Below are 12,340 nucleotides of genomic sequence, written 5' to 3'. Positions count from 1 at the left end.
GACAATCTTTACCGTTTCTAAACACTTCCAGACTTGACCTTTGGTACAGATGATAAGCATTATCATTAACCTTTCGTCGGCCAGGTCCCCCCGTGAGTCAGTCCCGGTTCAACTCCGTTTTCCTCGTCCAGCGCCTGACCCTGCTGCGTACCTTGCAACGCATGGTGGGTAACCACAGCACAGCCGAGGACCTGCTGCAGGAAACCTACCTGCGGGTTTCCCGCGCCTTGAGCGAACGGCCCATCGAGCATATCGAACCCTTCGTGTTCCAGACCGCCCGCAACCTTGCCCTCGACCATTTGCGCGCGCGCCGGGTGCAATCGCGCATGCTGGTCGACGACGTGCCCGACGAGGTTCTGCACAGTGTCGCTGCGCCCACCAGCAGCAGCGAAGACGCCGCCCACGCCGAACAATTGCTCAAGCACCTGAGTGTCAGCCTCAACCAACTGAGCGAGCGCCAACAGCGCATCTTCATCCTCAGCCGCCTGCATGGCGCCACCTACCTGGAAATCGCCGAACAATTGAACGTCTCGGCCAGCACGGTACAGAAGGAACTGAAACTGATCATGGCCATCTGCATGGGCGTCGCCGACCGGCTCAAGTGATGTGACCGCCGGCCACCTGGGCAACGCAAAGCGCTTGCCACACCCCGCCTTAGCCTTGATCATTCGTGAATAACCCTTTCAAGGATTCACCGTGACCCACCGCCCCGTCCCTCCCCCGACACCTGCAGGGCCCAACGCCCGTGCCCGTGCCATGGACGAGGCACTGGACTGGCTGGTACGCCTGCAATGCGCCGATGCCCACGACACCCAGGCCTTCGAAGCCTGGCTCAGTGCCGCAGCGGAAAACGCCGAAGCCTATGTCGAAGCAGAAGCGCTGTGGAATGGCATGCCGCTGCACCAGGCGGCCGTGCAGATGCATCAGGGCCAGCGTCGTTCCTTGCGCGGGCGCCTGCGCCGCCACTGGAAACCGCTGGCTACCGCTGCGGTGCTGGTGGTTGGCCTGTTCACCCTCGGCAACCTCCCCATGCGACTGCAGGCCGATCACCTGACCGTGGTGGGCGAACGTCAGCGCCTGCAACTGGACGACGGCGCGAAAGTGTTGCTCAACACCAATTCAGCGTTCGCCAGCGACCTGCGCGAAGGGCGCCAGGTCGCCCGCCTGCTCCAGGGCGAGGCCTACTTCCAGGTCCCCGAAGGCGCGCAAGTGCCGCTTGAGGTCCAGGCTGGCCCACTCCGAGCACAGGTGCGTGACACCGACTTCGCCGTACGTTACCTCGACGGCGAAGCCCAGGTGCGGGTACAGCGCGGTGATGTCGACCTGCAAGCCGCCAGCGACCAGCGCATCCGCCTCAGTGCCGGCGACAGCATCAGCGTCGGCCCCCAGGGCTTCGGCCAACGCCAGCGCGCAGACATGCAAAAGGACCTGGCCTGGGTCGACGGCCGCCTGGTGTTCGAGAACTGCCCGTTGAGCCAGGTGCTGGCCGAGGTCAGGCGCTACTACCCGGGCTGGATCATCAACCGCAACGCCGGCCTGGAAGACGTCGCGGTCACCGGCAACTATCGCCTCGACCAACCCCTGGAAACCCTGCGCGCCCTTGCGCACATCACCTCTGCCCGGCTGCACGAATACCCCGCTGTGGTCATCCTCAACTGATTGCCGCTGCAGATGCTGCGACTGCGATCATTTATTTTTACGCGATCGCGCTACGCCGCCCGTCTCGTTATAGCCAATGCAACTGATTCTTGTTTGATAACAAGAACAGTCATCACCTATAACAGTTCGCGCGTCTGGGAGCGCTTTCGATGTCCACAGGTCCAACTCGCCCGTCCACACTTTCCCGCCGTACAGGGCAATTGTCCCTGCTGAGCCTGGCCCTGCTCGCCTGCGGCGCCTGCAGCCTGCCGGCCCTGGCCGCCGAACCGGCCCAGGCCAGCAGCCCGCGCATGGGCGACTACCGCTTCAGCATCGGCCAGCAACCACTGGTATCGGCCATCAATGCCTTCAGCCAGGTCACCGGCTGGCAAGTCGGCTTCAGTGCCGAACTGGCCGATGGCGTGGCCTCGCCAGGGGTGCAGGGCTCGCTGCCACCGGACGCGGCGCTCAAGCGCCTGCTGCAGGGCACCGGCCTTAGTTATCGCAAGATCGGTAACGGCAACGTGGTGCTCGAACGCCAGACCACCGGCAAAGTCATCGCCCTGCAGCAGGTGACCGTCAGCGCCACCCGCAGCGCGCAAGACGTCAGCCAGGTGCCGAGCACCGTCAGCGTGCAGACCCGCGAGCAACTGGACCGCCAGAACGTCAATAACATCCAGGACCTGGTGCGTTACGAACCGGGCGTTTCCGTGGCCGGCACCGGCCAGCGCAGCGGCCTGAACGGCTACAACATCCGCGGTATCGACGGTGAGCGGATCCTCACCCAGATCGACGGTGTGTCGATCCCCGACAGCTTCTTCTACGGCCCCTACGCCCAGACCCAGCGCAACTACGTCGACCCCGAGATCGTCAAGCGCGTGGAGATCCTGCGCGGCCCGGCGTCGGTGTTGTACGGCAGCAACGCCATCGGCGGTGCGGTGAGCTATTTCACCCTCGACCCGGACGACATCATCAAACCCGGCAAGGACGTCGGCGCCCGCCTGAAGACCGGCTACAGCTCGGCCGACGAAAGCTGGCTGACCTCCGCCACCGTGGCCGGCCGCCAAGGCGACGTCGACGGTTTGCTGCACCTGAGCCAACGCAACGGCCATGAGAACGAGTCCTACGGTGGCCACAGCGGTGACGGCCTGGCCCGCACCGAAGCCAACCCGCAAGACGTACGCACCACCAACGTGCTGGCCAAACTGGGCTGGAACTACGCCGACGACGCGCGCCTGGGGTTCACCTACGAGCGTTACAAGGATGACCGCGACCAGAACATTCTCAGTGCGGTGGGTGGGCCGTTCATTCCAGGTTTCGGCGCTATGAACTCCTATCGCATGCGCCAAGGCAACGATACGGTGACCCGCGAGCGCTTCGGTATCAATCATGAGTTCGGTCTCGATAGCATGGTTGCCGACCATGTCAAATGGAGCCTCAACTACCAGATTGCCAAGACCGATCAGACCACCGATGAGTTGTATGTCGCCTCAGGTCGCCAGGTACTTCGGGACCGCCAGACCACCTACAAGGACCGCCAATGGGTATTCGACGCCCAGCTGGACAAAGCCTTCAGCATCGGTGAGACCGATCACCTGCTGACCTACGGCACCACGCTCAAGCATGAAAAAGTCACCGGATCCCGCAGTGGCTCGGGCACCTGCGTGAACGTTGGCGGCAGCTGCACAGCCATCGGCCAGGACAGCGCCCGCGATGGCCAGGCCCTGGTCAGCGATTTCCCGGACCCGACCGTGAACACCTACAGCCTGTTCGTCCAGGACGAGATCCGCTGGAACAACTGGACCTTCCTGCCAGGCGCCCGCTATGACTACACGCACATGGAGCCCAAGTTCACCGACGCCTTCCTGCGTGGCCTGGAGTCCACCGGCACCGCGCCCACCTCCCAGGACGACTCGGACAAGAAGTGGCACCGCGTCTCGCCCAAGTTTGGCCTGACCTACGCGTTCAACGACAACTACACCTGGTACGGCCAGTACGCCGAAGGCTTCCGCACGCCCACTGCCAAGTCCATGTACGGCCGCTTCCAGAACCTGGAGCAAGGCTACCGCGTAGAGGGCAACCCAGGGCTTGAGCCTGAAAAGAGCAAAAGCTACGAAACCGGCCTGCGTGGCAACTTCGACGCCGGCAACTTCGATGTGGCGGTGTTCTACAACAAGTACCGCGACTTCATCGATGAAGACGCCGTGCAGAGCGCCAACCTGGAACAGACCTTCCAGGCCAACAACATCAAGCACGCCACCATCAAGGGCGCTGAGGTCAAGGGCCGCCTGAACCTGGACCACTTCGGTGCCCCGCAAGGCCTGTACACCCAAGGCTCGATTGCCTACGCCTACGGCCGCAACGATGACACCGGCCAGCCGTTGAACACCGTCAACCCGCTCAAGGGCGTGTTCGGCCTGGGTTACGAGCAGCAAAACTACGGCGGCCTGCTGAGCTGGACGCTGGTCAAGCGCAAGACCCGCGTGGACGACACCCACTTCTACGCACCCGACGGTTCGAGCAGCAAGTTCCGCACCCCGGGCTATGGCGTGCTGGACCTGACCGGTTTCTACAAGGTGACCGACGACGTCACCATCAACGCGGGCCTGTACAACCTCACCGACAAGAAATACTGGCAGTGGGATTCGGTACGCAGCTACGACGGCCAGGGTGAGGCGGCTGTGACCCAGCCAGCCAACATGGACCGTTTGACCATGCCGGGGCGTAACTTTGGCATCAATGTGGTGTGGGATATCTGACCTGAGCTGGCCACCGCCGGCTTCTTCGCGGGTAGCCCCACAAAGAGGCCGGCACATTCAACACAAAAACCCAGTTTTTTTACTGTCCCGCCCGCGCTATTTCGTCTTGTATCTAGATGCCCCTTTTTCCAAGGACTGCCCCCATGACCGAACGCCCAGCCCTGCGCTCCCAGCGCCTCAACCAGATCACCCACGCCCCGCACGCCGAGCTGGATGCCCTGGTCAAGTCCCACGCCCCCTTTGACAGCCGTGAAAGCTTTGCCCGCTTCGTGGTCGCCCAGTACCTGTTCCAGTCCGAACTCAAGGCCTTGTACAACGACCCACAACTGATCGCCATCGTCCCCGACCTGGCCGAGCGCTGCCGCGCCGAGCAGGCCCGCCTGGACCTCGCCGACCTCGACACCGACGTGCCCGGCCCCGTAGCCGGCGCGGTACAAAATCCGAGCCTGGGCGAGGCCATGGGCTGGATCTTCGTCTCCGAAGGCTCCAAACTGGGCGCTGCGTTTCTGATCAAGCGTGCCGTGGCCCTGGAACTGTCCGACAGCTTCGGTGCCCGCCACCTGGGCGAACCGGCCGGCGGCCGTGCCGAAGGCTGGAAACAGTTCACCCGTATCCTCGATGGCCTGGCGCTGTCGGCCGAAGAAGAGGCCGCTGCAGAACGGGGTGCGGTCGCCGCCTTCGAGCGCTTCACCGAGCTGCTCAAACACGCCTATGCTGCGAATGCCGCGCTGGTCTGACACGCTCTGCCCGGCCACCCCACCGGTGGCCGAACCGTTTTTCGCAGTGAGACCATGACCCAACCTGCCCGCTCGAAACTTGCCCGCCTGCTGTATGGAATCCTGGCTTACTTAAGCTTGGGCATAGGCCTGGTCGCGATCGTCATTCCCGGCTTGCCGACCACCGAATTCATCCTGCTGGCAGCCTGGGCAGCCACCCGCAGTTCACCGCGCCTTTCGGCCTGGCTGGAGAGCCATCGGTTGTTCGGGCCGATTCTGTTCAACTGGCGCAATGGCAAGGTGATCCAGCGCCGTGCCAAAGTCAGCGCGACGATCAGCATGCTGCTGTGCGCGGGCCTGATGCTGACCTTTCTCGACCATCACTGGCCGGTGTTTCTGGCAATCGGCGGCATGGCCCTGGGCAACCTGTGGATCTGGTCGCGCCCCGAACAGGCATGCCCTGCCGGGTCACAAGCTCAACAGCCCTGAATACAGCGCGTACGCCGCCAGCGCAGCACCTGCCAGCACCGCGGCAAAAATCAGCTTTTCCCATGTGGTGAACAGGGTCTGCCCTTGCTCGTGCTTGGCCCTGGCGAACAGGATCACCCCCGGGGCATACAACAATGCCGACAGCAGCAGGTACTTCAGCCCACCGGCGTACAGCAACCAGACCGCATACAACAAGGCAACCATCGCCACCAGCAGGTCCTTGCGCCGCAGGGCCACTTGCCCTGCGTAGGTTTCTGCGCGCAGCGCCAACAGCACCGCATAAGCCGCCGACCACAGGTAGGGCACCAGGATCATCGACGAGGCCAGGTAGATCAGGCTGGTGTAGGTCCCTGCCGAAAACAGCGTGATCAGCAGGAAACCCTGGATCATGCAGTTGGTCAGCCATAAGGCATTGGCCGGTACATGGTTGGCGTTTTCCTTGGCCAGAAAGCGCGGCATGGTCTTGTCGCGTGCGGTGGCAAAGAGGATTTCTGCGCACAGCAAAGCCCATGAAAGCAAGGCGCCGAGCAGCGAAACGGCCAGGCCGATACTGATCAGCAACGCGCCCCACGGGCCGACGATGTGCTCCAGCACCGACGCCAACGACGGGTTCTGCAAGCCGGCAAGCTCCGGTTGGGTCATCACCCCCAGCGACAGGACGTTGACCAGCACCAGCAGCGCCAGCACGCCCAGAAAGCCGATCACCGTGGCCTTGCCCACATCCGAGCGGCGCTGCGCACGCCCGGAATACACGCTCGCGCCTTCGATGCCGATGAACACGAACACAGTCACCAGCATCATGTTGCGCACCTGATCCAGCACATTGCCGAACTGCGGGTTGCTCAAGCCCCAGATATCACGGGTGAAGATATCGGCACGGAAGGCGAAGGCCGCGATAACGATAAAAATCAGCAACGGCACCACCTTGGCCACGGTGGTCACCTGGTTGATGAAGGCGGCTTCCTTGATCCCGCGCAGCACCAGAAAGTGCACCGCCCACAGCAGCAGCGAAGCGCAACCGATGGCGATGGGCGTGTTGCCTTCGCCGAATACCGGAAAATAAAAACCCAGGGTACTGAACAGCAGCACGAAGTAACCGACGTTGCCGAGCCAGGCGCTGATCCAGTATCCCCAGGCCGAAGAGAAGCCCATGTAGTCGCCAAAGCCCGCCTTGGCGTAGGCATACACCCCCGAGTCCAGCTCAGGTTTGCGGTTGGCCAGGGTCTGGAACACGAACGCCAGGGCCAACATGCCGACCGCAGTGATGCCCCAGCCGATCAGCACCGCACCGACATCGGCGCGTGCTGCCATGTTCTGCGGCAGCGAGAAGATCCCGCCACCGATCATCGAGCCCACCACCAGTGCGATCAGCGCGCCCAGGCGCAGCTTCTGTCCCGGTTCGCTCATGTGCCTCCCTTTTTTCACACCCTGTCATGCGTTTGAAATAGCCGTGAAGGCTATATAAACGCTGTGACTTATATTGATAAGTGCCCTAAAAGCTATAGCACTCATAACTGCTTTGTCTATGCCAGCAATCTGTTAAAAACTAGCAGCTGCCCAGCAACTAGGGAAGAAACTGTTAAAACTCGATTTTTTTGTGAAAAATTTGCGAAAGCAGCAAAAACAGCTAGCTTCAAGCATCGCAGGCCGAACAGAGCGTTTGCTCTAGAAGGACATGGAGGTGCCAGCGTGCAAGGCCTGCAGCAGAGCTGTCGGCACTCTCCAGGAGCCACGTGAAGGAATTTTCCTACTTTACGTGCCCATGAACTGACCCAAGTCAGCGAATGGCGCAGGCGTCGGATTTACTCTGTCGTCAACTTTCTCCTGGCAGGAGTTGTTAAATGTCTGATTCATCCGGAAAACTAAAGCTCGGTGCGTTAGTTGCACTTGTAGTCGGTTCAATGATTGGCGGCGGGATCTTCTCGCTGCCGCAAAACATGGCGGCCAGCGCGGGGGTTGGCGCGGTGCTGATTGGCTGGGCGATCACTGCGGTCGGCATGCTGACCCTGGCGTTCGTGTTCCAGACCCTGGCCAACCGCAAACCTGACCTGGACGGCGGGGTGTACGCCTACGCCAAGGCCGGTTTCGGTGACTACATGGGCTTCTCTTCGGCCTGGGGTTACTGGATCAGCGCCTGGCTCGGCAACGTCGGTTACTTCGTGCTGCTGTTCAGCACCCTCGGTTACTTCTTCCCGATCTTCGGCGAGGGCAACACCCCCGCTGCGATCATTGGCGCCTCGATCCTGCTCTGGGCCGTGCACTTCCTGGTACTGCGCGGGATCAAGGAAGCGGCGTTCATCAACCTGGTCACCACGGTAGCCAAGATTGTGCCGCTGGTGCTGTTCGCCCTGATCTGCCTGTTCGCCTTCAAACTCGACGTGTTCACCGCCGATATCTGGGGCTTGGGCACGCCGGAACTGGGCAGCGTCATGAACCAGGTGCGCAACATGATGCTGGTCACCGTCTGGGTGTTCATCGGTATCGAGGGTGCAAGCATCTTCTCGTCACGGGCGGAAAAACGCTCTGACGTGGGCAAGGCCACCGTCATCGGCTTCGTCACCGTGCTGCTGTTCCTGGTGCTGGTCAACGTGCTGTCGCTGGGCATCATGACCCAACCGGAACTGGCCAAGCTGCAGAACCCGTCGATGGCCGCCGTGCTTGAACACGTGGTCGGCCACTGGGGCGCAGTGCTCATCAGCGTCGGCCTGATCATCTCGCTGCTCGGGGCCCTGCTGTCGTGGGTGCTGCTGTGCGCCGAGATCATGTTCGCCGCCGCCAAAGACCACACCATGCCGGAGTTCCTGCGCCGCGAAAATGCCAATCAGGTGCCGGCCAACGCCCTGTGGCTGACCAACGCCATGGTGCAGATCTTCCTGGTCATCACGCTGTTCTCCAGCAGTACCTACCTGTCGCTGATCTACCTCGCCACCTCGATGATCCTGGTGCCCTACCTGTGGTCGGCGGCCTATGCCTTCCTGCTGGCACTGCGCAGCGAAACCTACGAGCAAGCCTTGGCCGAACGCAAGAAGGACCTGTTCATCGGCGCCATCGCCTTGCTGTACGCCATCTGGCTGCTGTACGCCGGCGGCGTGAAGTACCTGTTGCTCTCGGCCCTGCTGTACGCCCCTGGGGCCATTCTGTTCGCCAAGGCCAAGCGCGAGGTTGGCCAACCTATCTTCACCAACGTGGAAAAACTGATCTTCGCGGCCGTGGTCGTCGGCGCCCTGGTGGCTGCCTATGGCCTGTACGACGGCTTCCTGACCCTTTGACCCACGTCTTCGCACACATGGAGGAATGAACAATGTCCGCTGAAAAACAGAAGTACGGTGTCCACTCCGAAGCCGGCAAATTGCGCAAAGTGATGGTCTGCTCCCCTGGGCTGGCGCACAAGCGCCTGACCCCGAGCAACTGCGATGAACTGCTGTTCGACGACGTGATCTGGGTCGACCAGGCCAAGCGCGACCATTTCGACTTCGTCACCAAGATGCGCGAGCGCGGCGTCGATGTGCTGGAAATGCACAACCTGCTGACCGACATCGTGCAGCAACCAGAAGCCCTCAAGTGGATCCTGGACCGCAAGATCACCTCTGACACCGTGGGTGTCGGCCTGACCAACGAGGTGCGTAACTGGCTCGAAGGGCTGGAACCACGCCACCTGGCGGAGTTCCTGATTGGCGGCGTGGCGGGCCAGGACCTTCCAGTAAGCGAAGGCGCCGAAGTGATCAAGATGTACAACAAGTACCTGGGTCACTCCAGCTTCATTCTGCCGCCGCTGCCCAACACCCAATTCACTCGTGACACCACCTGCTGGATCTACGGTGGCGTGACGCTCAACCCGATGTACTGGCCTGCGCGACGCCAGGAAACGCTGCTGACCACAGCCATTTACAAGTTCCACAAGGAGTTCACCGGTGCCGACTTCCAGGTCTGGTATGGCGACCCGGACAAGGATCATGGCAACGCCACCCTTGAAGGCGGCGACGTGATGCCGATCGGCAAGGGCATCGTACTCATCGGCATGGGCGAGCGCAGCTCGCGCCATGCCATCGGCCAACTGGCTCAGAACCTGTTCGAGAAAGGCGCGGCCGAGAAAGTCATCGTCGCAGGCCTGCCGAAGTCCCGCGCAGCGATGCACCTGGACACCGTGTTCAGCTTCTGCGACCGCGACCTGGTAACGGTATTCCCGGAGGTGGTGAAAGAGATCAAGCCATTCATCATCACCCCAGACTCCAGCAAGCCCTATGGCATGAATATCGCGCCGCAGGATGCCTCGTTCCTCGAGGTGGTATCCGAGCAGTTGCTGGGCAAGAAAGACAAGCTGCGCGTGGTCGAGACCGGCGGCAACAGCTTTGCCGCCGAGCGCGAACAGTGGGATGACGGCAACAACGTGGTGGCCATCGAGCCGGGTGTGGTCATCGGCTACGACCGCAACACCTACACCAACACCCTGCTGCGCAAGGCAGGGATCGAGGTCATCACCATCAGCGCCGGCGAACTGGGCCGAGGCCGTGGCGGCGGCCACTGCATGACCTGCCCGATCGTGCGCGACCCGATCGACTACTAACGACCATCACACCCGGCCGCCTCCACAAGACCGCGGCCGGGCACATCACCGAACTCAAGGAGAAATCGTCATGGCGTTCAACATCCACAACCGCAACCTGCTCAGCCTCGAACATCACACCACGCGCGAGCTGCGCTACCTGCTGGACCTGTCCCGCGACCTCAAGCGCGCCAAGTACACCGGTACCGAACAGCAGCACCTGAAGGGCAACAACATCGCCCTGATCTTCGAGAAGACCTCGACCCGCACCCGCTGCGCCTTCGAAGTCGCCGCCTATGACCAGGGCGCCAACGTCACCTACATCGACCCCAATTCTTCGCAGATCGGCCACAAAGAAAGCATGAAGGACACCGCCCGCGTACTTGGGCGCATGTACGATGCCATCGAGTACCGTGGCTTCAAGCAGGAAATCGTCGAAGAACTGGCCAAGTTCGCCGGTGTGCCGGTGTTCAACGGCCTGACCGACGAATACCACCCAACCCAGATGATCGCCGACGTGCTGACCATGCGTGAAAACAGCGACAAGCCGCTGCACGACATCAGCTACGCCTACCTAGGCGATGCCCGCAACAACATGGGCAACTCGCTGCTGCTGATCGGCGCCAAGCTCGGCATGGACGTGCGCATCGCCGCGCCCAAGGCGCTGTGGCCGCATGACGACCTGGTCGAGCGCTGCAAGAAGTACGCTGAAGAAAGCGGCGCACGCATCACCCTCACCGAAGACCCGAAAGCCGCCGTCAAGGGCGTGGACTTCGTGCACACCGACGTCTGGGTATCGATGGGCGAGCCGATCGAAGCCTGGGGCGAGCGCATCAAGCAGCTCAAGCCTTATCAGGTGAATGCCGAGCTAATGAAGGCCACCGGCAACCCGCGCAGCAAGTTCATGCACTGCCTGCCGGCCTTCCACAACTCCGACACCAAGGTCGGCAAACAGATCGCCGAACAGTACCCGGACCTGGCCAATGGCATTGAAGTGACCGATGACGTGTTCGAGTCGCCGGCCTGCATCGCCTTCGAGCAGGCGGAAAACCGCATGCATACCATCAAGGCGATCCTGGTTTCGACCCTGGCTGACCTTTAAAGGCCACGCCTGATCTCTGTGGGAGCGGGCTTGCCCGCGAATAGGCCAGCCGCAACACCTCGTTGCCCGAGCTGACGCCTTCGCGGGCAAGCCCGCTCCCACAGGGTCGGCGTCGATCGTCAACATTTCCGATAAAGGACATTCCCCATGCGTATCGTTGTTGCATTGGGCGGCAACGCCCTGCTGCGTCGCGGCGAGCCCATGACCGCTGACAACCAGCGCGCCAATATCCGCACCGCCACCGAACAGATCGCCAAGATTCACCCCGGCAACGAACTGGTCATCGCCCACGGCAACGGCCCCCAGGTGGGCCTGCTGTCGCTGCAGGCGCTGTCATACAAGCCGGACGAAGCCTACCCGCTGGACGTGCTCGGCGCCGAGACCGAAGGCATGATCGGCTACATGATCGAACAGGAGCTGGGCAACCTGCTGGCGTTCGAAGTGCCGTTCGCCACCCTGCTCACCCAGGTCGAAGTGGACGCCAACGACCCGGCCTTCAAAGACCCGACCAAGTTCATCGGCCCGGTCTACAGCAAGGAAGAAGCCGAGCGCCTGGCCAAGGAAAAAGGCTGGGTGGTCAAGCCCGACGGCGACAAATACCGCCGTGTGGTGGCCAGCCCCAAACCCAAGCGCATCTTCGAAATCCGCCCGATCAAGTGGCTGCTGGAAAAGAGCAGCATCGTGATCTGCGCCGGCGGCGGTGGCATCCCCACCATGTACGATGAAAACCGCAAGCTCAAAGGCATCGAAGCGGTCATCGACAAGGACCTGTGCTCGGCACTGCTGGCCGAGCAACTGGAAGCCGACCTTCTGATAATCGCCACCGACGTCGATGCGGCCTACATTGACTGGGGCAAGCCTACGCAAAAAGCCATTGCCCAGGCCCACCCTGACGAACTCGAGCGCCTGGGCTTCGCCGCCGGCTCCATGGGGCCGAAGGTGCAAGCTGCCAGTGACTTTGCCCGCAACACCGGCAAAGTGGCGGTGATCAGCTCGCTGGAGAACATCGAAGACATCGTCAAAGGCACCGCCGGCACCCGGGTTTCCACCGCCAAGCCTGGGATCAGCTACCGTTGAATGCAGTGGGCGGGCG

10 protein-coding genes are annotated in these 12,340 nt (G+C 62.0%); 9 read left to right on the top strand and 1 reads right to left on the bottom strand.

The genetic code is table 11. The annotated features are described in order from the left end of the window. Positions 1 to 92: 92 nt before the first annotated feature. From ACSSU5_RS15625 to ACSSU5_RS15605, 5 genes are all read left to right on the top strand, one after another. A complete protein-coding gene (locus tag ACSSU5_RS15625) occupies positions 93 to 605 on the top strand; it encodes an RNA polymerase sigma factor (protein ID WP_264310112.1) in 513 nt (170 codons plus the stop codon). Between the two features lie 91 nt (positions 606 to 696). Continuing rightward, a complete protein-coding gene (locus tag ACSSU5_RS15620) occupies positions 697 to 1,659 on the top strand; it encodes a FecR family protein (RefSeq protein ID WP_492559231.1) in 963 nt (320 codons plus the stop codon). Positions 1,660 to 1,808: 149 nt separating this feature from the next. Then, positions 1,809 to 4,397 carry a TonB-dependent receptor gene (locus ACSSU5_RS15615; protein WP_492559230.1) on the top strand — a complete coding sequence of 863 codons (2,589 nt, stop codon included), beginning with the start codon at positions 1,809 to 1,811 and terminating at the stop codon, positions 4,395 to 4,397. 143 nt (positions 4,398 to 4,540) lie between these two features. Further along, complete coding sequence (locus ACSSU5_RS15610; protein WP_492559229.1) at positions 4,541 to 5,134, top strand: biliverdin-producing heme oxygenase; 594 nt, start codon at positions 4,541 to 4,543, stop codon at positions 5,132 to 5,134. A gap of 54 nt (positions 5,135 to 5,188) precedes the next feature. Then, complete coding sequence (locus tag ACSSU5_RS15605) at positions 5,189 to 5,602, top strand: YbaN family protein (protein WP_264310116.1); 414 nt, start codon at positions 5,189 to 5,191, stop codon at positions 5,600 to 5,602. On the opposite strand, the gene arcD (ACSSU5_RS15600) is transcribed toward ACSSU5_RS15605, so the two are convergent. Then, on the bottom strand, positions 5,582 to 7,009 hold the full coding sequence (gene arcD, locus ACSSU5_RS15600; RefSeq protein WP_264310117.1) for an arginine-ornithine antiporter: 1,428 nt from the start codon (positions 7,007 to 7,009) through the stop codon (positions 5,582 to 5,584). The genes ACSSU5_RS15605 and arcD (ACSSU5_RS15600) overlap by 21 nt on opposite strands. Before the next feature lie 434 nt (positions 7,010 to 7,443). Here arcD (ACSSU5_RS15600) and arcD (ACSSU5_RS15595) point away from each other — a divergent pair, with 434 nt between their 5' ends. The 4 genes from arcD (ACSSU5_RS15595) to arcC all read left to right on the top strand — a co-directional run bounded on the left by arcD (ACSSU5_RS15595) (position 7,444) and on the right by arcC (position 12,324). Continuing rightward, positions 7,444 to 8,871, top strand: coding sequence for an arginine-ornithine antiporter (arcD, locus tag ACSSU5_RS15595; protein WP_492559228.1), 1,428 nt, complete (start codon positions 7,444 to 7,446; stop codon positions 8,869 to 8,871). 32 nt (positions 8,872 to 8,903) lie between these two features. After that, positions 8,904 to 10,166, top strand: a complete 1,263-nt coding sequence (arcA, locus tag ACSSU5_RS15590) for an arginine deiminase (RefSeq protein ID WP_264310119.1) — start codon at positions 8,904 to 8,906, stop codon at positions 10,164 to 10,166. A gap of 70 nt (positions 10,167 to 10,236) precedes the next feature. Beyond that, a complete protein-coding gene (locus ACSSU5_RS15585) occupies positions 10,237 to 11,247 on the top strand; it encodes an ornithine carbamoyltransferase (protein ID WP_264310120.1) in 1,011 nt (336 codons plus the stop codon). A gap of 147 nt (positions 11,248 to 11,394) precedes the next feature. Beyond that, complete coding sequence (gene arcC / locus ACSSU5_RS15580; protein ID WP_027595649.1) at positions 11,395 to 12,324, top strand: carbamate kinase; 930 nt, start codon at positions 11,395 to 11,397, stop codon at positions 12,322 to 12,324. Positions 12,325 to 12,340: the final 16 nt, after the last annotated feature.

This window comes from Pseudomonas sp. E1MeOHC2 (genome assembly GCF_058745025.1).
The sequence above is the reverse complement of the archived record's forward strand: the minus strand, read 5'-3'. Positions and strand labels throughout refer to the sequence as shown.